The sequence below is a fragment of the Pseudideonella sakaiensis genome, assembly GCF_048320135.1.
Taxonomy (GTDB): Bacteria; Pseudomonadota; Gammaproteobacteria; order Burkholderiales; family Burkholderiaceae_C; genus Ideonella_A; species Ideonella_A sakaiensis_A.
Window position 1 is genome coordinate 3,679,551 of sequence record NZ_CP182947.1, and the last position, 22,305, is coordinate 3,701,855.

Genomic DNA, 22,305 nt, shown 5'->3' on the forward strand with positions numbered 1-22,305 from the left:
CCTCGTTGACTGCGCGATCGGACGCGGACGCTCCGATCAAAAACTGTAGCTGACTGAAAAATGAGCCCGGGTGTCGTGGCGTGCGGTGCGCAGCCCGGGCTTGAACGTATAGGCGACATCGAGCCGCGCCTGCAATGGACCTGCGCCGTAGCGGATGCCGATGCCGGCCGATGCCAGCCGGCATTCCGACTGATTGACGCGGCACGGCGTGCCAAGCCGGTTCGACACCCAGCCGGCGTCGAGAAAACCGAGCAAACGCAGCGTGCCGCGGTCCATGCCGACCATCTTTGCCAGCTCCGGGCTGTACAACTCGAGTGCCGCGGCGGCGCCGCTGTCGCCGGTGATCTCGCGTTCGTCGTAGCCGCGCACCGACGAAGCCCCGCCGATGCCGAACTGTTCGCCGGGCACCAGCGCATCGTCGGTGGCCTGGCCGACCAGCCGCGCCTGCAGCTGCCAGTCCTCGGCGACCGGCGTCGCGCCGAAAAAGCCGAAGCGCAGTGTCGTATAGCGCGGCTTCGAACCCGGCCTGACCTTCTGGAACTGCGCCGCATCGCCGTCACGGCCGCCGAGATGCAGGTTGTGCTGCAGGCCGATCGATGCGCCGAAGCGGGTCGGCCCGCCTTTTTGCAGCACATATTCGATCGCCAGCGGCTGCACCGAGACGCTTTCGCCGGCATTGCCGCAGGCGCCGGCGGGCAGGCCGACGATGTTGCAGTTGTTGATGTAGTCGCGGTTGTCGAGGCCGACGATCACGCGGTGATCGATCTCGCCGAAGCGCGGCAGGTATTTCGTGACCCGCACACCGGCAATCTGGCCGCGGCCGGAAAACTGCAGCGGCCCGGCTGCGGTGGCATTGGTGCCGCCGTCGACATCGGAATAGGCCGCATAGGCATCGATCGCCATGCCGAGCCGGTACAGCGGCACCCGGTAGTTGGCGCTGACGACCTTCACCGCTTCGAGCTTTTCGGGCGCGATCTGCAACTGCAGCGCCAGCACGTGATCGCGGCCGAACAGGTTGGCATGCTGGTAACCGAAAGTGGCGCGCAGCCGGCCGGTATTCGAATTGCCGGTGTTGTCCAGCCCGATGCTGAAGCGGCTGACCGGCTGCTCGGTGACCTGGATATTGGCGTCGACCTGGCCGGCCTGCTCACCCGGCTGCAGCAACACCTCGATCTGTTTCGCCGGGTTTTCGTTGGCGAGCTGGATCTGCGCATCGATCTCGCGCACGCGTGGCGTCTGGCCGGTCGTCAGCGATGGCAGGCTGGCAAGGATGTTGTCCTTGCTGAACTGCTTCTGCCCGTCGACATTGATGCGCGCCAGCCGACCTTCGATGACTGTGATCTCGACCTGCTGGTTGACCGGCGTCTGCTCGGGCACGAAGGCGACCACCGCACCATAACCGGCGTCGCGGTACAGCGCCTGCACCGCAAATGCCGCCTGCTTCAGCTCCTCGAAGCTTCGTGAGCCCTTGTAGCGTTCGAGCACCGCGGCGATCCGCGCATCGTTGAGCAGGGTATTGCCGTTGACCTTGAACGATCGGACCTCGATCCTTGGTGTCTGCGCCGGCTGAGCCAGCACCGGCATCGCCGAACTGAAAACCAGCAGCGCCGCAAGATGACGGGAGTGGCAGCTGCTTACCAACGGTTGGCTCATCGAGGCTCCTGAAGCGGAATGCGGAAAGGCCGGTCGGCAGGACCTGCGGCGTCAGCCGATGCGGCCTGACCATAGCCCGGTTACCGCAACCCGACAAGCCCCCAGGGTTGCGCTCGCCGCCGATTGCCGCCGCTGGTCAACGGCTCAGCCCGGGCGCGGCAAAACGCAGGCCTCAGTCGGCGATGCGCAGGTCGATCGGGCCACGCTGCCAGGTCGCAACCTCCTGCTGCAGCAGGAACAGCGTGCGCGGATGGGTGCCCGCCCAGCCGTGCCTGAAATGGAGCAGCGCATGGGCGCCCTCGCGCCGCAGCCGGATCGCATGCGGATCGATTTCGCCGCGCGCGTGGCATTTGATGATCGCCAGCCGCAGGCACAACGTCTGCCAGGCAAACCGCTCGCTGGCAAGCTGTGCATCGATCTTGCGCAAGCCGCCGCGCTGGCCGAGCAGCAGATCGGCAAGCCGCCGTTGCTGCGACTGCGAGAAGCCGGCCGCATCGACATGGGCGAGCAGATAGGCGCTGTGGCGGTGGTGGTCGTGGTGCGAGACCATCATGCCGATCTCGTGCAACGCCGCGGCCCAACCCAGATCGCGACGCGACTCGAGCAACTGGTCCGCATCGTCCTCGGCGGCAACGGTGCCATACAAGGCATCGGCAACCGCTGCTACACGTTCGGCATGGGCGACATCGATGCGAAAGCGCCGTTGCAGCTCGGCCACCGACAGGTCGCGGATGTCCTGGCCGGGCTCGCCGGAGAACCGGCCGCGGGCCGCATCGAGGCGGTCGGCCAGATCGAAGATCACGCCCTGGCGCAACGCGCCGCGCGCAGGTTGCAGTGCGTCGATGCCGAAATGGGTTGCCAGCGTATAAAGAATCGACACACCGCCACCAATCACCGCGCGACGCTCGTCCTTCAGTCCGGGCAACGACAGCCGATCGGCCTTGCCGGCGCGCAGGCATTGCTCGATCAGCCAGCGCAGGCCGTCCGGCGTCACGCTGCCATCGGTCACGCCATTGGCGCTCAGCACCTGCGAGACCGCGCCGACGGTTCCGGACGAACCAAGGGCCTCACGCCAGTGGTCACGGCCGAATGGCTCGAGCGCCTCCTCGAGTTCGGCGCCGGCAGCGATCTGCGCGGCTCGGAAGGCCGCCTCGCTGAAGCGGCCATCCTCGAAATAGGCCAGCGACAGGCCGACGCTGCCGATCTGGAACGACTCGGCGCGGATCGGCCGCCGGCCGCGCCCGAGGATCATCTCGGTCGAACGGCCGCCGATGTCGACGACCAGCCGCGGCTGGTTCGAGGCCTGCAGCATCGCGACGCCGGCATAGATCAGCCGCGCCTCTTCGCGGCCGGAAATCACCTCGACCGGGTGGCCGAGCACCTGTGCGGCGCGGCCGAGGAAGGCGTCGCGGTTGCGCGCTTCGCGCAGCGTCTGCGTCGCCACCGCCCGGATCTGCTGCGATGCAAAGCCCTCCAGCCGATCGGCGAAGCGGCGCAGGCATGCGAGGCCGCGTTCGGCCGCAGACTCGGTCAGCATGCCCGCACCATCGAGGCCGGCGCCAAGGCGCACCGTTTCCTTCAGATAGTCGATGCGCCGATAGCGGCCATCCTTCAATTGCGCGATCTCGAGCCGGAAGCTGTTCGAACCGATGTCGATCGCGGCGAGCTGATCCGGCCAACGGGAACTCGCCTCGAGCGGCTGGGTGGCGGCGGTTGCTTGCATCGGCGGATTGTCGACGCAAAATCGCGGTCGCTGTCTGCGACCGCGACGGCGCCGGATTCCTCCACCTCCAACGATGGGATTTCAAATGTTGCGCAAAGATTTCGACAGCTTGCTGCCCGGACGTGAATTCAACCGCCGCCGATTCGTGCAGACGGCGGTCGGCAGCGGCTTTGCCGCTGCGGTGATGCCGGTCGCCGCACAGACGGTGAATACACCGTCTGACGGGCTGCTGGTCGGCGAGGTCACGATCCCGGTCGGCGATTTCAAGATGCCGGCCTACCGCGCGGCGCCGGCCGGCAAGACCGGCTTGCCGGTGGTGCTGGTGATTTCGGAAATCTTCGGCGTGCACGAGCACATCGCCGATGTGGCACGCCGCTTCGCGCGGCAGGGCTACCTGGCGATTGCGCCGGAGCTGTTCGTCCGCCAGGGCGATGCGCAGTCCTACGGCGAGATCGGCAAGCTGCTCAGCGAGGTGATCAACAAGGTTCCGGACGAGCAGGTGATGGCCGACCTCGACGCCACCGTCGCATGGGCGAAGGCGCAGCAGGCCGATGTAAGCAAGCTCGGCATCACCGGCTTCTGCTGGGGCGGCCGCATCACCTGGTTATATGCCGCGCACAACCCGGCGGTGAAAGCCGGCGTCGCCTGGTACGGACGGCTGGTCGGGTCGCAGACGCCATTGACGCCGCGCCATCCGGTCGATGTCGCCGGCAAGTTGCACGGGCCGGTGCTCGGCCTGTATGGTGCTGCCGATGCCGGCATTCCGCTCGATACCGTCGAGCAGATGAAAAAGGCGCTGGCCAATGGCAGTGCGGCAGCCAGGCAGTCGGAATTCGTCGTTTATCCCGACGCGCCGCACGCCTTCCATGCCGACTACCGGCCGAGCTTCCGCAAGCCGGCGGCAGAAGACGGCTGGCAGCGTTGCCTGGCCTGGTTCAGAAGAAACGGCGTTGCCTGAAGCGCGAGATCCACCTCAGCACGGCCGGATCTTGAATTCGACCCGCCGATCGAGCGCATCGGCGGCATTGTCGGTGCCGGTGCCGACGATATTTTCGCGAAAGCCCTTGCCCAGCGGCGTCATCCGCGGCGCCAGCGACGGCGCCTCGCTTGCGAGCAACTGCCGGACATGGCTGGCGCGGCGCAGCGACAACGCGTCGTTCAGCTCTTCCGGGCCCGAATTGCTGGTGTGGCCGACGACGTCCATGCAGACCTTGGCATTGACCGCCTCGCGCGCGATCTGGCGCAGCCACATGCCATAGGCGCCGCTGATCCGGCTGTCCGACCAGAATTCGGTGCTGTTCGGATTGAACAGGAATTTGACACCGAGCTGGTTGTGCGCGATGCCGAGCGCGACGACCTTGCCGAAAGCCTGCTCGGCCTCGGCGTTGCGGCCGAGTTTCCAGCTGGCAAGATAAATGCCGTTCAACACCCGCAGCTGCTCGCCGGCCGGGGTCGCGAGCGCGGCGCGGTATTGGCCGAGCGCGTCCTGGTAGCGGCCGGCGTTGTAGGCCTCGGTGGCATCGTTGACCAGCGTCGCGGTGCTGATCCGCTCGAAGTAGCTGCGGTCGGCCGGCTGGCCGGGCGCGGTCGCGGTGGTCCGCACATAACCGTCGATGACCTTGTCCTTCAGCAGGATCGGACTGTCCTGGTAATACGGCAGCGGCGTCGTGTCGACACCCTGGTCACGCGCGCGGGCCGAGGCCTGGGCGACGACATTGCCGGTCTTCAGATCGGTCAGTGCGAGATTGAGCAGGAATACCGAGCGCTTCTGCGCGGCCGGCTGGCGCGTCATCGTGCCGGTCAGCAGGTATTGCGATCGGCTCAGGTTGGCCGCCTTGAACGGCAGGACCTCGAACTGCGGATGGCGTGATTCGATCTGCGCGACGACGCGTCGCTCGAAAACCTGGGTCGCGGCGGTCTGCTGGCCGGAGCCGGCGTCGATCATCGGGTCGAGCACGACGCCGCGCTTGTTCAGCTTGCTGTCGAGCGTGGCCAGCACGCCGGGCAGCTTCTGCGTCTGCGCCAGCAGCGCTTCGGTTGCCTTGTCGATCGCCTGATCGAACGGCAACTCCTCGCTGATCGCGACCGCCTGCGGAGGTGGCGCTGCGCAGCCGGCGAGCAGCGCGGCAAACAGCGCCAGCACGACCAGCCACATTGCAGCCGGCTTCAACGGGCGGGCCACCGGGGTGGGGCAACGATGCGACGGCGATGCAACATCGGTCATTGGCATTCCCTTCTGAGGTAGCTGCTTTCCTCGGTCGTCAACGGCTCGAGCGAGGCTTTCATCAGGATATCACTGCACCTGGCCGGCAAGACGGCCCTGGCCGCCTGTGCCGGCGCGGCTTCGGTGCGTGCCGGTGCGGGCGCCGGCGCCGGCGCAGCAGGCCGCGCGGCGCGGCGCTCCGGCTCCGGTTCCGGTTCCGGTTCCGGTTTTTTTGCCGGCGCGGGCGGCGGAGTGGGCGCTGCCGGTTTGGCGACACTTGCAGGTGCCGGCGGTGGCGGAGCCGATACCTCCGCAGGCGGCGCGACAGCCTGTGGGGCGGCAGTCGGCGGCGCCGTCGCCTGCCTGTCCGGCGGGCTGGCCGGTGCCGGCTCGGCGGGCTTTGCGATCTGCGGCTCTGGCGTTGCGGCCGGGGCTGGTACGACCACGGTGCCGCCATCGACCGGCGCTGGCGGCTGGCTCGCAGCCGGCAGGGCCGACCGCGGCGTCGACGTCTGGCCTTTGCTCAACCACCACCAGAGCGCGCCGATCAGCAGTGCCGCGGCGGCAGCACCGCTCAGCCAGACCGCCGGCCGACGGCCACCGCCAGCGTCGTCGGCGGCAATGCTGGCTGCGCTGGCGGTCGTCGCGGCACGACGATCGGGTCCAGCGTCGGCTGTCGCGGCTGGCGCCGCCGCGCCGGCTGTTGGCAGTGGTGCCGGGGCAGGGGCAGGGCTCGGCAGCGGGCTCGCAAGCGCCACGGTTGCCGTGGCCTGAGCGGGCACCGAGCCGGTGAGCGACGGATGGCCGGTCGCCTGCTGCAGGTCCTGCCAGAACAGGTCGGCGCTCTGGTAACGCTGGTCGGCGGTTTTTGCCAGCGCCTTCATCACGACCGCATCGAGTGCCGGCGGCAGCCCGGCTTCAATCGTCGATGGCAGCGGCGGCGGCTCGTTCAGCACCTTCAGCGCCATCGACAACATCGTGCCGGCGAACGGCCGGCTGCCGGTCAGCAGCTGGAACAGCACGACACCGGCCGCATACAGGTCGGAGCGCGCATCGGCGGTTTCGCCTCGGATCTGTTCCGGCGCCATGTGGGTCGGCGTGCCGAGCGCCAGGCCGGCGCGGGTCTTGTTCGACGACTCGATGCGGGCGATGCCGAAATCGCCGAGTTTCAGGCTGCCCGATTCGGTAAGGAAGATGTTGGCCGGCTTGACGTCGCGGTGGATCACGCCATGCCGATGCGAATATCCGAGCGCGGCCAGCAACTCGCCCATCAGCCGCACCGTCTCGTCGAGCGTGAAGCGGCGGCCGTCGTCGAACCACTGCTGCAGTTCGCGGCCGACCACCAGTTCCATCACCAGATAGACGGTACCGTCCTGTTCGCCGTGGTCGTACAGGCTGACGATATTCGGATGGTTCAGCTTGCCGGCGGCGCGCGCCTCGATCAGGAAACGGCGCAGCTGCTCCTCGGCTTCGTCCGGATCAAGATCGATGGTGCGCATCGTCTTGATCGCGACCCGGCGCTCGATGATGCGATCGAAGCCCTCATGGACCACACCCATGGCGCCTTGGCCAAGGGTGCGGATGATGTCGTATTTGCCGAGCCGGGGCTGATCGTCGCTCACCCGGCGAGGATACGGGAAAGACCGGCTGGCGCCGGCGTCAGCGCACGACGAGCACCGGTATCGTCGAGTGGGTCAGCACCTTCTGCGTCTCGCTGCCGAGCAGCAGCGCGGTGACGCCGCGTCGGCCATGTGAGGCCATCACCAGCAGGTCGCAGTGGTGGGTGCGGGCATGGTCGATGATCGCCTCCCACGGATGCAGCGCCTCGACGGTAAAGCCTTCGCACGCGACCTCGCACTGCTTGCATTCCTCGACGACGGCCGCGACACGCTGGCTGGCGATGCGTTCCTGGGCGTCGAAAAACTCCTGTGGCGGTGTCGGCTGCATCTCCGAGATGGCGCTGTACGGGAAGGGTTCCTTGACGCTGATCGCGTCGATGCGGGCGCCGAGCGAACGGGCCAGCCCGATCGCGGTATTGACTGCCTTGCCGGTGATTTCAGAACCGTCGGTCGGGATCAGGATGCGCTTGAACATGGGACCTCCATCGAGACCTGGCAGGATGCCGGTTTGCTGGTGCAGTGTGCACTGCGTTGCCGCGGCTGCCAAATATCCGACCAATCCGCACGCCCGGCTGGCGGGCGGCGGTGGGATCTGCCTCAGCCGGTGGCAACCGGCCGCGTCGGGTCAGCCGACCATTCGCTCCAGGAACCCGGATAAAGGCTTGAGCCGTGCATCCCGGCCACTTCCATCGCGAGCAGGTTGTGGCAGGCGGTGACGCCGGATCCGCACTGGTGAACCAGTTCGGCGGGCGCGCGCCCGCCGAGCATCGGCTCGAAATCGGCGCGCAGTCGCGCCGCATCCTTGAAACGGCCGTCGCTGTCGAGGTTGTCCTTGAAAAAGCGGTTGCGCGCGCCGGGGATGTGCCCGGCCCGCGCATCGAGCGGCTCGACCTCGCCACGGAAGCGCTCCGGCGCACGCGCATCGACGAGCGGGCGCCGGCCGAGCACCTCGAGCAGGCCGGCAGCATCGATCGTCGGCATCGCCGCACCCTGGTGCGGGTAGGGCGCAGCATCATGCGGCGGCTGATCGCCGCTTTCCAGTTCGCCTCCGGCAGCCCGCCAGGCGGCCATCGCGCCATCGAGCACCGCAACATCGCGGTGGCCGAGCCAGCGCAACAGCCACCAGGCGCGCGCGGCCATCATTCCGCCTTGCCGGTCGACGATGACGACCCGGCTCGACGGCACGATGCCGCAATGGCCGACGGTGGCGGCAAACTCGTCGATGTCGGGTAGCGGATGGCGGCCGCGGAACGGCCTGCCTGCAGCAGTCTTCGGGCCGGACAGGTCGCGTTCGAGGTGCAGGTAGAACGCACCAGGAATATGGGCCGAGCGGTACTCGCGCTCGCCGGCAGCCGGGTCGGCGAGGTCGAACGAGACGTCGATGACGACCGGCCGAGGCTCGGCCGCGAGCGCCTGCGCGAGCTGCGCCGCCGTCACCAGCGGCGAGCCGGCGCTCATACCCGCAGCCCCGCCATCGCCTTGCGATACCACTCGTGGAACTGCTGCATGCCGTCCTCCATCGGGCTCTGGTAAGGGCCGAACTCGTTGTCGCCACGCTCGAGCAGCGCCTTGCGACCGGCATCCATCCGCATTGCGATCTCGTCGTCCTCCTGGCAAGTCTCCCAGTAGGCGGCCTGTTCGGCTTCGACCAGTTCACGTTCGAAAGCCGCGATCTCTTCAGGATAGAAGAACTCGACCAGGTTCAGCGTCTTCTGCGGTCCCTTCGGGAACAGCGTCGAGACGACCAGCACATGCGGATACCACTCGACCATCACGGTCGGGTAGTAGGTCAGCCAGATCGCGCCATGCGACGGCGCAACGCCGCCGCGGAACTTCAGGATCTCCTCGTGCCAGCGCCGATAGGCGGCCGAGCCGGCCTTGGCCAGTGCATTGTTGGTGCCGACCGTCTGGACCGAATGGTGGCGACCGAACTCCCAGCGCAGATCCTCGCAGCTGACGAACTGACCAAGCCCCGGATGGAATGGCGCGACGTGGTAGTCCTCCAGATAAACCTCGATGAAGGTTTTCCAGTTGTAGTCGCACTCGTGCATCTGCGCATGGTCGAAGACGAAGCCGCTGAAGTCGAGGTCATTGCGCGGCCCGAGCCCGGCCAGGTCGGCGGCGACGTCGCGGCTGCCCGGGCGGCGCTCGAACACCATGCCGTTCCAGGTCTGCACCGGATAGTTGCGCAGGTTCAGGCAGGGATCGTCGGCAAAATGCGGCGCGCCGACCAGCTGGCCCTGCAGGTCGTAGGTCCAGCGGTGCAGCGGGCAGACGATGTGCTCGCGGGTATTGCCGCGTCCGCGCAGCATCAGTGCCTGGCGGTGCCGGCAGACATTCGAGATCAGTTCGACACCGTTGCGTGTGCGCACGAGCGCGCGCCCTTCGCCTTCCTGGACCAGCGTGTGGTGGTCGCCCAGTTCGGGCACCGACAGTTCGTGCCCGAGATATCGCGGAGCGGACTCGAAGATGCGCTCCATCTCGTGCGCGTAGATGTCCGCGTCGAAATAGGTGTTGACGGAAAGTTGAGAGCGACTGCGTGCGAGTGCGTCCAGGCTGATGCTCAGGTCGGACATGATCTCCGGGATCTCCATTTCCAATGTCGAACCGCCGCCCCTTGGAGGATTCCGGGATTACCGTTGCATCCTGGCCAAGGATGGGCCGACTCCACCCGTGGCGCCTTGCCGGAGAAAGCAGGCTGACCGTGATCGGATGGACCGAACCGCTGCGCTGCCGAGGCAGCAAGCAGGGCCGCGGATTGTACCCGGCCCGCGACAAGCCACATCGCCAGCGGGGTGCAAAGGCGGGGGAGGCGTCCGTGCGGCTGACTACAATGCAGGGTTTATTCCACGATATGGCAAAGACGAGTTCAGACCCCGCAAACGCCACGCCCGAGCCTTCGTACGAGGATGCTCTGGCCGAACTGGAGCGTCTGGTCGCCGCGATGGAAGGTGGTCAGATGCCGCTGGACAAGCTGCTCGATGCCTATCGGCGCGGGGCCGAACTGATGGCGATCTGCCGCAGCCGGCTCGATGCGGTCGAGCAGCAGGTCAGGCTGCTCGAGGATGGACAACTGAAGCCGTGGAGCGGTGCATGAGGGCAGTTGATGCCGGCCGATGCCCGCAATCGTCGGCGGCAATCCGGTCACCATGATGAACAAGCGCGAATTCGATGCCTGGATCGACAGCCGGCTCGTCGCCGTCGAAGCGGCTTTGCAGCAGTGGGTGCCGAACAGCGCACCGGCCGGGCTCGGCGATGCGATGCGATATGGCGTGCTCGATGGCGGCAAGCGTCTGCGGCCGTTGCTGGTGATGGCCGCTGCCGAAGCGACCGACGGACACCGCGAAGCGGCGTTGCGCGCGAGCTGCGCGGTCGAACTGATCCACGCCTATTCGCTGGTCCACGACGACATGCCGTGCATGGACAACGATGTGCTGCGCCGCGGCAAACCGACCGTGCACGTCAAGTTCGGCGAGGCGCAGGCGATGCTTGCCGGCGATGCGATGCAGGCGCTGGCGTTCGAGGTGTTGACGCCGGACGACGGCATGCCGCCGGCCTTGCAGGCCCGGCTGTGCGGCCTGCTCGCGCGTGCGGCCGGCCATGCCGGGATGGCCGGTGGTCAGGCGATCGACCTTGCCAGTGTCGGGCTGCCGCTCGACGAGTCTTCGCTGCGCGACATGCACCACCGCAAGACGGCGGCGCTGCTGCGGGCCAGCGTGCTGATGGGCGCGGCCTGCGGCGAGCTCGATCGCGCCGGGCTGGCCGGGCTCGAGCGATACGGCGAGGCGATCGGCCTCGCATTCCAGGTCGTCGACGATGTGCTCGACGTGACCCAGGCCTCGGAGACGCTCGGCAAGACCGCGGGCAAGGATGTCGGCGCCAACAAGCCGACTTATGTCAGCGTGCTCGGCCTCGAAGCCGCGATGCGCCATGCGCTTGAACTGCGCGACACCGCCCATGCGGCCCTGAGCGACAGTGGCCTGGCCAATACCGAGTGCCTGCGCCTGCTCGCCGACAAGGTGGTTGAAAGAGACAGCTGAAGATGACCTACCCGCTCCTCCAGACGATAGCCAGCCCGGCCGATGTGCGCCGGCTGGACCGGCTGCAACTGCAGCAACTGGCCACCGAACTGCGTGCCTTCCTGCTGCAGAGCATTGCCCAGACCGGCGGCCATCTGTCGTCCAACCTCGGCACCGTCGAGCTGACCGTCGCACTGCACCATGTGTTCAACATGCCGCACGACCGGCTGGTCTGGGATGTCGGCCATCAGACCTATCCACACAAGATCCTGACCGGTCGGCGCGATCTGATGGGAACGATCCGCCAGCTCGGCGGCATCAGCGGGTTTCCGCGTCGCGACGAAAGCGAATACGACACCTTCGGCACCGCGCACTCGTCGACGTCGATCTCGGCTGCGCTCGGCATGGCGCTGGCCGCCAAGCTGAAAGGCGAGGACCGGCGCGCGATCGCGGTGATCGGCGACGGCGCGATGACCGCCGGCATGGCCTTCGAGGCGCTGAACAATGCCGGCATGCCGCATGCGAGCGGCCAGGCCGACCTGCTGGTCGTGCTGAACGACAACGACATGTCGATCTCGCCGCCGGTCGGTGCGTTGAACCGCTACCTGGCCCGGCTGCTGAGCGGCAAGTTCTATGCCGCCGCCCGCGACACCGCGAAGACGGTGCTGAAAAATGCGCCGCCGCTGTTCGAACTGGCGCGCCGGCTCGAGGAGCATGCGAAGGGCATGGTTGTGCCGGGCACGATCTTCGAGGAGTTCGGCTTCAACTATGTCGGACCGATCGACGGCCACGACCTCGACTCGCTGGTGCCGACGCTGCAGAACCTGCGCCAGATGAAGGGGCCGCAGTTCCTGCATGTCGTGACCAAGAAGGGTTACGGCTACAAGCTCGCCGAGGCCGATCCGGTCAAATACCACGCGGCATCGGGCAAGTTCGATCCGGCGCTCGGCTTCCCGCCGAGCAAACCCGGCAAGCCGACCTTCACGAAGGTATTCGGCGACTGGTTGTGCGACATGGCCGAGAAGGACCAGCGCTTGATCGGCATCACGCCGGCGATGCGCGAGGGTTCGGGCATGGTCGAGTTCGAACGACGCTTTCCGTCGCGCTACCACGATGTCGGCATCGCCGAGCAGCATGCGGTGACGTTTGCCGCCGGGCTCGCCTGCGAGGGACTGAAACCGGTCGTCGCGATCTATTCGACCTTCCTGCAGCGCGCCTACGACCAGCTGATCCACGATGTCGCGCTGCAGAACCTGCCGGTCGTCTTTGCACTCGACCGCAGCGGCCTGGTCGGCGCCGACGGCCCGACCCATGCCGGCGCCTACGACCTGGCCTATCTGCGCTGCATTCCGAACCTCAGTGTGCTGGCGCCGGCCGACGAACGCGAATGCAGGCAGCTGCTGTCGACCGCATTCGAACAGGACCATCCGGTCGCGGTGCGTTATCCGCGCGGCAGCGGCGTCGGCATCGAGGTCGAGTCCGGCCTCGACAGCCTGCCGTTCGGCAAGGGCGAGATCCGCCGCAGCAGCGGCATTGCCGAAGGTGGCAACACGCAGCGGATCGCGATCCTCGCCTTTGGCACGCTGCTGTACCCGGCGCTGGAGGCCGCCGAACGGCTCGATGCGACGGTCGCCAACATGCGTTTCGTCAAGCCGATCGACAGCGAGCTGGTGCTCGAACTGGCGCGCACCCACGATGCGCTGGTGACGATCGAGGAAGGCTGCGTGATGGGTGGAGCCGGCAGTGCGGTGCTGGAAACGCTGGCCGCCGCCGGGCTCGCGATGCCGACGCTGCAGCTCGGCCTGCCTGATCGTTATGTCGAACACGGCGATACGCCAAGCCTGCTGGCGCAGTGCGGCCTCGACGCGCACGGCATCGAACAATCGATCCGCAAGCGTTTTGCAGCGCGGCCGACATTGGTCGCCAGCGCCGGCGTGCGACCGGCGGTCAACCACTGACCGGGCATTGAGGCGATTCGTCGGCTGCATTCAAGTCCTTGCCGGCACATGCCCGGGCGTTTGATGTCATGCTCGCGTCTCGCGACGCCGGCGCGGTTCAAGACCAAGTGATTCCATGAGCAACCTGAAAGACGTCCTGCACATTCCCGACACCCAGAGTGAACGGGACGAACGCCACCTCGCGATCCAGCGGGTTGGCATCAAGGACGTCCGCTATCCGATGGCGTTGCGGCTGGGCAGCGCGGTGCTCGCGACGGTTGCGCAATGGGACCTCGACGTGGCGTTGCCGGCGCAGCAGAAGGGCACGCACATGAGCCGCTTCGTTGCCTGGCTCGATGGTTTGACCGAACCGCTCGACGCGGCGATGCTGCGCCAGCGGATGGCGGCAATGCTCGATCTGCTGCACGCCGAGGCCGGCCGCATCGAGGCGCGCTTCCCGTTCTTTCTGCGCAAGCGCGCGCCGGTATCGGGGGTCGAGAGCCTGCTCGAATACCAGGGCCGCTGGATCGTCGAGACGCACGCTTCAGCAACGACCGTCTGGGCCGAGGTCGTCGTCCCGGTCAAGAGCCTGTGCCCGTGTTCGAAGGAGATCTCGGACTATGGCGCACACAACCAGCGTTCGCATGTGACGCTGCGTGTCGAACTGCTCGACGAGCTGCCGTGGACCGAACTGGTCCGTTTTGCCGAGGACAGCGCGTCGAGCGAGATCTGGCCGATGCTGAAACGCGCCGACGAGAAATGGGTCACCGAGCGCGCCTACGAGAACCCGAAATTCGTCGAGGACCTGGTCCGTGACGTTGCGCTGCGCCTGAATGCCGACGCGCGGGTTGGCCGCTACCGCGTCGACGTCGAGAATTTCGAGTCGATCCACGCCCATTCGGCGTTTGCCCGCATCGAACGGACCTGATCGACGGGCGGCGCCGCGCGGCGCCGCGTTGCTTCAGCGAACGACCAGTCGCGGTTGACCGGCGTCTATCGTGCCGATCGCCGCCGCGTGCGCAAAACCCTGTTCGGCAAAGCAACGCAGCACCTCGTCGACACAATCTGGCGCACACGACACCAGCAGCCCGCCGCTGGTCTGCGGATCGGTCAGCAGCGCGAGATCGGCATCGGCAAAGCCGTCGGGCAGATCGACTTCGGCGCCGTAAGCGGTCCAGTTGCGGCCCGAAGCGCCGGTCACCATGCCCTGCTGCGCCATCGCACGCACGCCATCGATCTGCGGCACTTTCGCCCAGTCGATCGTCACCGTGTTGCCGGCGCCACGCGCCAGCTCGAGGCTGTGGCCGGCCAGGCCGAAGCCGGTGATGTCGGTCAGCGCATGGACGCCGGGCATCGCCGACAGCGCGACGCCGGGCTTGTTCAGCCGCGTCGTGTTCTCGATCATCTGCGCATAACCGGCCGGCGGCAGCGCATCCTTCTTCAGCGCTGCCGACAATACGCCGACACCGATCGGCTTGCCGAGCACCAGCACATCGCCGGCGCGTGCATCGGCATTGCGCTTGACCTTGTCCGGGTGCACCAGCCCCATCACGACCAGGCCGTAGATCGGTTCGACCGAATCGATGGTGTGGCCGCCGGCGATCGGAATGCCGGCTTCGGCGCAGATCGTCTCGCCGCCTTTCAGGATCAGGCCGATGGTTTCCAGCGGCAGCACGTTGATCGGCATGCCGACGATCGCCAGCGCCATGATCGGCGTGCCACCCATCGCATAGACGTCGCTGATCGCATTGGTGGCCGCGATGCGGCCGAAATCGAACGGGTCGTCGACGATCGGCATGAAGAAGTCGGTGGTCGCGATCAGCGCCTGCTCGTCATTGAGCTTGTAGACCGCGGCATCGTCGGCGGTCTCGATGCCGACCAGCAGTTCCTTCGGGATCGGCATGCCGCGTGTGCCCTTCAGGATTTCGCTCAGCACCCCCGGTGCAATCTTGCAGCCGCAGCCGCCGCCGTGCGACAGCGAGCTCAGGCGGGGTACGGCGTTCTGCAGCGGTGCGTTCATCGTGTGGTCTCCAGGCATTCGGTGATCAGTTGGCGCAGCCTGCGCTGCTCCTCGGCGGGTTCGAACAGATCGGCACGCGCCAGCGTGTCGCTGCGCAGGCGGTGCAGAAAGGCGGGGTCGGCGGCCGCACGCGACAGCAGGCCTGCCAGCGAGGCATCATCGCCGAGATCGAACAGCCCCGCATGCGTGTCGCCGAGCATCCCCACATTGCCCGGTATTCTCGATGCAACCACCGCGGTCGCGCTTTGCGCGGCCTCGAGGATCACATGTGCGCCGCCTTCCATCCGGCTGCTATTGACCAGCACCTGCGAGCGGCGGATGTGCTGCCGGGTCGCCGGCCGCGGCAGCCCGCCGAGCCAGCGCAGCGATGGCAATTCGCGGCAGGCGGCCTGCACTGCAGCACCGATCTCGGCATCGAGGGCATCGCCGATCAGCGTGAAACTGATCTCTGGTGATTCGCGCAGCCGTGCCGCAGCGCGCAGCAGCGTCAGCGGATCCTTCTCGTCGCGCAGATGGGCAACGCAGACCACCTTCAGCCCGCGCGCCGGCGGCGGCATCGCCTGCAGACGCCGCGCCGATTGATAAATGACCACCGCCTTGCCGCGCACCGCTGCTGGCAGCGCCTGCAGCCCCTGGTCCTGCAGCACGACGAGGCGGTGCGCGAGCCGCAGCGAGGCCTGCGCACTCGCGTCGAAGCCGATGTCGCGGTACAGGTCGGTGCCGGTCAGCACGACGATGCACGGCCGGTCCGGATGGGCCGCAGCAAAATCGGCGACCGCCGCCGCCGAGCGCCGCGCATGCAGCGCGATCAGCAGATCGCAGGGCTCGCCGCGCCAGTGCGTGACGATGCCGATGCGACAATCGGTTTTCAGCATCCGTGCCCAGCGCGACGCGGTCTGCCAGTTGCCATTGTTGGCGTCGGCGAGTGCCGGACTGCAGATCAGCACGCGCGGCCTTGCCGCCTGCCCGGACGTTCGCGGCAAGCCTGCGCCAGCAATGGAGGATCGAGTGAAGGACATCGGGACAGCGGAAATCCATACGCCGCAGATGCGGCATGCCGGCCGCGACTGGCTGTCGCTGGCGCTGATGGATGCGCGGAATCATACGTTGCGCTGGATCAACGTCTTCGAGGCTGCGCTGGCTGCCGATGGTTGGCGCGTGCCGCAGCTCGCCGAGGTCAATCCGCCGCTGTGGGAACTGGGCCACATCGGCTGGTTCCAGGAAGCCTGGATCGCGCGCAATGTGCAGCGCAATCGCGGCCCGGCCTGCGATCCGGTGGCACCGCGGCTGGCGTCGATCGAGCCGCAGGCCGATCGCTGGTACGACTCCAGCCATGTGCCTCATGACACCCGCTGGTCGCTCGATCTGCCCGATTTCGAGGCGACAAAGAAGTACCTTGCCGACAGCATAGAAATCACGCTCGACATGCTGGCCACTGCCGAGCCCGGCGACGATGCGCTGTATTTCTATCGCCTCGTGCTGTTCCATGAGGACATGCATGGCGAGGCATTCGCAATCACCGCGCAGACGCTCGGTTTGCCGCTGAGCGATGCGCCGGAATTGCAGGAAGCGCTGCAGCCGCGGACGATGGCGCCGCGCGAGCCGCTGCTGTTTCCGGCAACGCGCTGGTCGATGGGCAGCGCCGACAGCGGCTTCGTCTTCGACAACGAGCGTCTGCCGCATGAGGTGCAGGTGCCCGAGTTCGAGATCGATGCGCAGCCGGTCAGTTGGGGCCAGTACTGCGAATTCGTCGAGGACGGCGGCTACGATGAGCCGCAGTGGTGGAGCCCCGAAGGCTGGGCCTGGATCGAACGCGAAGGCCGCCGGACACCGCGCCATGTCACGCAGATGCGCCAGGCGGTGCTGATGCAGCGTTTCGGCAGTGCGGTGAGGGTGCCGCTGGCGCAACCAGTGATGCATGTCAGCTTTCACGAGGCGCAGGCCTGGTGCCGCTGGGCAGGGCGCCGCTTGCCGAGCGAGCCGGAATGGGAGATTGCCGCGCATCAGGGTGTTGCGCGTGGCTTTCGCTGGGGCGACGTCTGGGAGTGGACGGCCGGCAGTTTCCGGCCGTATCCCGGCTTCGAGCCGCATCCGTATCGGGACTATTCGCAACCGTGGTTCAATACCCACCGCGTTCTCCGTGGCGCATCGCTGGCCACACGCGGACGGTTGCGCGATCCGAAATTCCGCAACTTCTACCTGCCCGAACGCGACGACATCTTTGTCGGTTTTCGCAGCTGCAGCCTCTGATCGGCCTGCACCACACTCGTCGAACGGGGCGACTGGCCCCGGATTTGCATTCGCAGTCAAGTGCAAGGCGCTGCATTCACATTGCGAAACATCGGTCTGGGCCGACGCATTAAGCTCCCCTTCGTTCCCAACAGTTTTTTGAAATCCGATTCATGGCAAGGTACAAACCCGTTGTTTTCGAACCAAGTGGTTATCGACGACGACGTCGTGGTCTGCCGCGTTGGCTGGTGTTGCTGCTGACCGGCATGGCCATCGGCGCCGGCGGCGTCGTGTTCGTCCAGGAGCGTTACCTGCCGCCGCGCCTGACGGCGTCGGCTTCAACTGAGTTGCGTGCCGCGCTGGCCAAGGCCGAGGCCGATCGCTCGACACTGCGCGCCGAACTCGATGCCACCACCGGCCGCCTCGAACAGGCGCTGGCCGACAAGAAGGCGCTTGACGACGAGTTGTCCGGCAGCCGCCAGACGATCGACAGCCTGCGCGAGGATGTGGCCCTGATCCTCGATGCATTGCCACCGGATCCGCGCGGCGGTGCGGTCGAAGTGCGCGCCGGCCGCTTCAGCGTCGAGTCCGGCAATCTGGTCTACGACGTGATGCTGACCCGTGACCGCTCCGGCGCGAAACCGTTCAATGGCGTGATGCAACTGGTGCTGGCCGGGCAGAACAGCCACATCAACATGAAACCGGTGCCGGTATCGATGACCCATTACCAGGGCCTGCGCGGCAGCATGCCGCTGCCGGCCGATTTCCGTCCGAGCGAGGCGACGATCCGCGTGCTCGATCGCCCGGATGGCCGGCAGCTCGGCATGCGGGTGCTGCTCGTCAAATGAGTCGGCGGAGCAGGCGATGACCGGGTTGCTCGGCAGGGTTTGGGCGACGCTGGTGCGCATCATGCTGCTGCTGGCCGGGCTGGCGATGTTTTTCGGCGTGCTGGTCTTCGGCGCGATCGCCGCGGTCGGCATCACCGCATGGGCACTGATTCGCGGCCGACGCGTCGTGCCGCTCGATTTTGGCTGGAAGGGGCCGGTCGACTGGCGCTCCGGCGCCCGCCGGCAGCCGGGGCGGCAGGCACCGGCCGATGCCGAGGTGGTCGATATCGAGGCAAAGGTGATCGACAAGCCGGCCGCGCCGCCGGATGACGTCACGCCGCACGACGACAAGGCCGGCCGCTGACCCGTCTGCGTCAGGCGCCGCCGCCTCTTTTCGGCGTGCGGTAGGTCCACCACGGCAGCACCCGGCGCAGCGACAACACCTCGCCCGCTTGATGGGCCTCGTAACCTGCAATGCTGTCGAGTTGCCGCTGCCATGGCGGCGACGCGAGGATGGCCCGCAATGCGCGCAGATTCGGATGCTCGAGCCCGGCGCTGCGCACCGCCAGAAAATATTGCTCCTGCGCCAGCGCGACAAAACCGAGCCCGTGGGCCTGTGCCGCCGCCTCGATGCCGAAGGCCGCATCGGCCCGGCCGCTGGCGACCGCTTCGGCTGCCGCATGGTGCGAAGCTTCGGCCTGTTGCTGGCCGGCCAGCATGTCGGCTGGCAGTTGTGCGGCGGCGATCAGTTCGTCGAGCACGACCCGGGTGCCGCTGCCGCGCAGCCGATTGCAGAAGCGGAGCTGCGGCCGTGCCAGATCGCCGATGCCGGTCAGGCCGAGCGGATTGCCGGCCGCGACGATCAGGCCCTGGGTGCGCCGCGCAAAACCGATCAGCTTGTGTCTGCCGGGTTGCAGCAACGGCCGGTAGGTGCGTGCGGTCGGCGACCGTCGCGGTGCATCGACCAGCGCGTGAAATCCGGCCAGCATGCAGCGGCCCTCGTTCAGCGCAGCCAGCGCATCGACGCTGCCGGTGAACTGGATGTCGAGCAGCAGGCGGTGCTGCATCTGCGCAAGGTCGCGCAGCCGCGGCAGCGCATCGTCGTGGCTGGCCGCCATCGTGATGACGCCGGCCGCATCGTCGAAGGCGATCGCGAATGCGCGCTCGAGTTCGCTGCGCAAGGCCTCGATCTGCGGCGCCAGCCGCGCCTGGGCACCCCGCTCGGCCCACAGCAGCTTTTCGCCGAACGGCGACAGCAGCGCCGACTGGCCCTTGTTCCAGACCAGCAGCGGATGGCCGAGTTCGCCCTCCCAGCGTTTCAGCTCGCCCCAGACATGGCGATACGACAAGCCCAGTTTGCGGGCTGCGCCGGAAATCGATCCGGTGGCATGGACCGCTGCCAGCATCGCGAACAACGGATGGTGCAAGGCTTGCCGGTCGTCGGCGTGGCGCTCGGTGCCGAGCTGGTAGGCGAGGTGGACCTTGTGCATCGGGCGATGGAAATCTGCCGGCCGACTGTACGGCAGCGCGGGCCTGCGCCGGCCGGGCAGGGCAGCCATATGCAATGCGCTTCATATCGCCAAAGCGGCAGCCGCCGCCGAGAATCGCGCTGCGTTGCGCCGAGCCCTCGCGCAACACGGGCCCAGCCGGTGGCCTGTCCACGATTTTTCGATCGCGTTATTGCCCGGCATGACCACACTGACCGAAAGTGTCACCACCGCACTGCAGCTGATCGTCGCAGCCGATACCGGCCTGCTGCACACGGTTGGCCTGTCGCTTGCGGTCAGCGCATCGGCGTGTGCCTGCGCAGCCGGCTTCGGCCTGTTCGGCGGCGCATGGCTGGCCATCGCGCGTTTTCCCGGCCACCGGCTGGCGGTGCTGGCGCTGAATACGCTGCTGGCGCTGCCGTCGGTCATCGTTGGCCTGGTCGTCTACCTGATGTTGTCGCGCAGCGGCCCGCTCGGTTCGTTCGGCCTGATCTTCACACCGACGGCGATGGTGATCGCGCAGACCATCCTGGTGCTGCCGGTGGTTGCCGCGTTGTCGCGCCAACTGGTCGGCGACAGCCTGCGCGACGGCGGTGACCAGTTGCGCTCGATGGGCGCCGGTCCGCTGACCTGCGCGTTGCTGATGCTGGTGCATGACCGCTGGGCGGTGATCACCGTGCTGCTGATCGCATTCGGCAGGGCGATCGCCGAAGTCGGCGCGGTGATGATCGTCGGCGGCAACATCGAGGGCGTCACGAGGGTGATGACAACCGCGATTGCGCTCGAGACCAGCAAGGGCGACCTGCCGCTGGCGATGGCGCTCGGGCTGATCCTGCTCGGCGTCGTCGGCATCATCAATCTCGCGATCGGCCTGATCCAGCGCGGCCAGGGTTCGGCGCTGGCGGGGGTGCGGTGATGAACGATCTCCAGCGCGCTGATGGGCTGCAGGCGGGCGTGCTTCAACCGTTGATCGAACTTGCCGACGTCTCGGTGCGGTTTAGCTCGGTGCAGGCACTGCGCAACGTCACGCTTAAGATCGCGCGCGGCGAATCGGTCGCGTTGCTCGGCGCCAATGGCTCGGGCAAGACGACGCTGCTGCGCGCGTTGCATGGCGTCGTCGCGCACGGCGGCCGGCGCCAGGTTTGCGCCCACGATGTCGCCGGCCGCGCACTGGTGCAGGCGATGGTCTACCAGCGGCCGTTCATGCTGCGGCTGACGGTGCTGAACAACCTGCGGCTGGCCTGCTGGCTGGCCGGCCTGCCGCGCCGCCAGTGGGCGCAGCAGATCGATGCCGCATTGCACCGGGTCGGTCTCGCCGGCCTCGAAGGGCGGCCGGCGCGGGCCTTGTCGGGCGGCCAGCAGCAGCGGCTGGCACTGGCGCGCGCCTGGATGATCCAGCCCGACATCCTGTTCCTCGACGAGCCGACGGCCAGCCTCGATCCGACCGCAAAACGCGAGGTGGAGGCGGTGCTCGCGGGTTTCGCCGGCGACGGCACCGCGCTGGTGATGAGCACACACAACCTCGGCCAGGCCAAGCGGCTGGCGCGGCGGATCGTCTACCTCGAGGAAGGGCGGGTCCGCGCCGACCAGCCAACTGCGGAGTTTTTTGCCGGCGCCGGACGCGGCGCGCTCGACGAAGTCGAATTTTTTCTGAAAGGGGAAGCGAAATGGGATCGTTGAATAAAGCGGAATCGATGCGCCGCCGGGTTCTGGCACGCGGCGCGATGCTGCTCGGCGCAACCGTGCTGGCGCTTGGCGGCGTCAGCCCGGCATCGGCACAGACGCCGTTTTTCGTGATGGCGTCGACGACGTCGACCGAACAGTCCGGCCTGTTTGCCCACTTGCTGCCGGCATTCAAGAAGGCCAGCGGCATCGACGTGCGGGTGGTCGCGCTCGGTACCGGCCAGGCGATCGATGTCGGCCGGCGCGGCGATGCCGACCTGCTGTTCGTCCACGACCGGCTCGCCGAGCAGAAATTCGTCGACGACGGTTTCGGGCTGCAGCGCCGCGAAGTGATGTACAACGATTTTGTCGTCGTTGGACCGAAGGCCGATCCGCTCGGCATCAAGGGCAGCGATGTCGTTTCGGCGCTCGGCAAGCTGGCGACCGGCAGCGCGCCATTCATCTCGCGCGGCGACAAGAGTGGCACCCATGCCGCCGAACTGCGTTACTGGCAGGCGGCCGGAATTGCCGCGCCGGCCAATACTTTTGCCGGCTACAAAGCCTGTGGCTGTGGCATGGGGCAGGCACTGAACATGGCGTCCAGCCTGGGCGGCCATACGCTGACAGATCGCGGCACCTGGCTCAATTTCAGAAACCGCGGCGACCTGGCGGTGCTGGTCGAAGGCGACAAGCGGCTGTTCAACCAGTATGCGGTGGTCGTCGTCGACCCGGCCCGCCATCCACACGTCAAGCGCGCGCTCGCGCAGACCTTTGCCGATTGGGTCACCGGGCCGGCCGGCCAAGCGGTCATCGCGAGTTACCGGATCGGTGGCGAGCAGCTGTTTTTTCCGAATGCGCAGCATTGATTGCGCAGCGGATCGAGCCGTTTCCGTGATCGACTTGCTGCTTCCGGTGTCAGCCTTGCA

General features: G+C 67.2%; 21 protein-coding genes. 11 read left to right on the forward strand and 10 right to left on the reverse strand.

The features are described from left to right. Positions 1–36 precede the first annotated feature (36 nt). On the reverse strand, positions 37–1,653 hold the full coding sequence (locus tag ACNH6H_RS16840) for a ShlB/FhaC/HecB family hemolysin secretion/activation protein (RefSeq protein WP_418319284.1): 1,617 nt from the start codon (positions 1,651–1,653) through the stop codon (positions 37–39). 172 nt (positions 1,654–1,825) lie between these two features. Then, entirely contained in the window at positions 1,826–3,376 is a 1,551-nt protein-coding gene (locus tag ACNH6H_RS16845; RefSeq protein WP_418319285.1) for an exopolyphosphatase, read from the reverse strand. Between the two features lie 85 nt (positions 3,377–3,461). On the opposite strand from ACNH6H_RS16845, the gene ACNH6H_RS16850 reads away from it, so the two are divergent. Then, positions 3,462–4,334 (forward strand): dienelactone hydrolase family protein, encoded by an 873-nt coding sequence (locus ACNH6H_RS16850; RefSeq protein ID WP_418319287.1) that lies wholly within the window; start codon positions 3,462–3,464, stop codon positions 4,332–4,334. 15 nt (positions 4,335–4,349) lie between these two features. On the opposite strand, the gene ACNH6H_RS16855 is transcribed toward ACNH6H_RS16850, so the two are convergent. The 5 genes from ACNH6H_RS16855 to ACNH6H_RS16875 all read right to left on the reverse strand — a co-directional run bounded on the left by ACNH6H_RS16855 (position 4,350) and on the right by ACNH6H_RS16875 (position 9,774). Continuing rightward, the gene (locus tag ACNH6H_RS16855; RefSeq protein ID WP_418319289.1) at positions 4,350–5,600 is read right to left on the reverse strand and encodes an OmpA family protein; all 1,251 of its coding nucleotides are present in this window, start codon (positions 5,598–5,600) and stop codon (positions 4,350–4,352) included. Continuing rightward, positions 5,597–7,201: a serine/threonine-protein kinase gene (locus ACNH6H_RS16860; RefSeq protein WP_418319290.1), complete on the reverse strand. Its 1,605-nt coding sequence runs from the start codon at positions 7,199–7,201 to the stop codon at positions 5,597–5,599. Before ACNH6H_RS16860 ends, ACNH6H_RS16855 begins: the two co-directional genes overlap by 4 nt. A gap of 37 nt (positions 7,202–7,238) precedes the next feature. Continuing rightward, entirely contained in the window at positions 7,239–7,673 is a 435-nt protein-coding gene (locus ACNH6H_RS16865) for a universal stress protein (protein WP_418319292.1), read from the reverse strand. A gap of 122 nt (positions 7,674–7,795) precedes the next feature. After that, positions 7,796–8,656, reverse strand: coding sequence for a sulfurtransferase (locus tag ACNH6H_RS16870; RefSeq protein WP_418319293.1), 861 nt, complete (start codon positions 8,654–8,656; stop codon positions 7,796–7,798). Next, complete coding sequence (locus ACNH6H_RS16875; protein ID WP_418319294.1) at positions 8,653–9,774, reverse strand: aromatic ring-hydroxylating oxygenase subunit alpha; 1,122 nt, start codon at positions 9,772–9,774, stop codon at positions 8,653–8,655. The genes ACNH6H_RS16870 and ACNH6H_RS16875 overlap by 4 nt, the downstream gene beginning before the upstream one ends. Positions 9,775–10,052: 278 nt before the next feature. On the opposite strand from ACNH6H_RS16875, the gene ACNH6H_RS16880 reads away from it, so the two are divergent. From ACNH6H_RS16880 to folE2, 4 genes are all read left to right on the forward strand, one after another. Next, positions 10,053–10,295, forward strand: coding sequence for an exodeoxyribonuclease VII small subunit (locus ACNH6H_RS16880; protein ID WP_418319296.1), 243 nt, complete (start codon positions 10,053–10,055; stop codon positions 10,293–10,295). Positions 10,296–10,350: 55 nt separating this feature from the next. Then, positions 10,351–11,238, forward strand: coding sequence for a polyprenyl synthetase family protein (locus ACNH6H_RS16885; protein WP_418321376.1), 888 nt, complete (start codon positions 10,351–10,353; stop codon positions 11,236–11,238). A 2-nt stretch (positions 11,239–11,240) separates the two neighbouring features. Then, complete coding sequence (gene dxs, locus ACNH6H_RS16890; RefSeq protein ID WP_418319297.1) at positions 11,241–13,175, forward strand: 1-deoxy-D-xylulose-5-phosphate synthase; 1,935 nt, start codon at positions 11,241–11,243, stop codon at positions 13,173–13,175. A 115-nt stretch (positions 13,176–13,290) separates the two neighbouring features. Then, the gene (gene folE2, locus ACNH6H_RS16895) at positions 13,291–14,082 is read left to right on the forward strand and encodes a GTP cyclohydrolase FolE2 (RefSeq protein WP_418319298.1); all 792 of its coding nucleotides are present in this window, start codon (positions 13,291–13,293) and stop codon (positions 14,080–14,082) included. Positions 14,083–14,115: 33 nt separating this feature from the next. Here folE2 and selD read toward each other — a convergent pair whose 3' ends face one another. Further along, a complete protein-coding gene (selD, locus tag ACNH6H_RS16900; RefSeq protein WP_418319300.1) occupies positions 14,116–15,174 on the reverse strand; it encodes a selenide, water dikinase SelD in 1,059 nt (352 codons plus the stop codon). Then, positions 15,171–16,121, reverse strand: coding sequence for a selenoneine biosynthesis selenosugar synthase SenB (senB, locus tag ACNH6H_RS16905; RefSeq protein ID WP_418319302.1), 951 nt, complete (start codon positions 16,119–16,121; stop codon positions 15,171–15,173). The genes selD and senB overlap by 4 nt, the downstream gene beginning before the upstream one ends. Positions 16,122–16,182: 61 nt before the next feature. On the opposite strand from senB, the gene senA reads away from it, so the two are divergent. The 3 genes from senA (at position 16,183) to ACNH6H_RS16920 (ending at position 18,594) form a co-directional block, all read left to right on the forward strand. Beyond that, on the forward strand, positions 16,183–17,424 hold the full coding sequence (gene senA, locus ACNH6H_RS16910) for a selenoneine synthase SenA (RefSeq protein ID WP_418319303.1): 1,242 nt from the start codon (positions 16,183–16,185) through the stop codon (positions 17,422–17,424). A gap of 227 nt (positions 17,425–17,651) precedes the next feature. After that, entirely contained in the window at positions 17,652–18,251 is a 600-nt protein-coding gene (locus ACNH6H_RS16915; protein WP_418319305.1) for a hypothetical protein, read from the forward strand. A gap of 16 nt (positions 18,252–18,267) precedes the next feature. Continuing rightward, positions 18,268–18,594, forward strand: coding sequence for a hypothetical protein (locus tag ACNH6H_RS16920; protein ID WP_418319306.1), 327 nt, complete (start codon positions 18,268–18,270; stop codon positions 18,592–18,594). Between the two features lie 10 nt (positions 18,595–18,604). Here ACNH6H_RS16920 and ACNH6H_RS16925 read toward each other — a convergent pair whose 3' ends face one another. Continuing rightward, a complete protein-coding gene (locus ACNH6H_RS16925) occupies positions 18,605–19,720 on the reverse strand; it encodes a substrate-binding domain-containing protein (protein ID WP_418319307.1) in 1,116 nt (371 codons plus the stop codon). Between the two features lie 199 nt (positions 19,721–19,919). On the opposite strand from ACNH6H_RS16925, the gene ACNH6H_RS16930 reads away from it, so the two are divergent. From ACNH6H_RS16930 to ACNH6H_RS16940, 3 genes are read left to right on the forward strand one after another with little or no spacing between them, the layout of a single operon-like run. Beyond that, entirely contained in the window at positions 19,920–20,633 is a 714-nt protein-coding gene (locus ACNH6H_RS16930; RefSeq protein WP_418319309.1) for an ABC transporter permease, read from the forward strand. Further along, positions 20,633–21,397 (forward strand): ABC transporter ATP-binding protein, encoded by a 765-nt coding sequence (locus ACNH6H_RS16935; protein WP_418319310.1) that lies wholly within the window; start codon positions 20,633–20,635, stop codon positions 21,395–21,397. The genes ACNH6H_RS16930 and ACNH6H_RS16935 overlap by 1 nt, the downstream gene beginning before the upstream one ends. A gap of 44 nt (positions 21,398–21,441) precedes the next feature. After that, complete coding sequence (locus tag ACNH6H_RS16940; RefSeq protein ID WP_418321377.1) at positions 21,442–22,245, forward strand: substrate-binding domain-containing protein; 804 nt, start codon at positions 21,442–21,444, stop codon at positions 22,243–22,245. Positions 22,246–22,305: the final 60 nt, after the last annotated feature.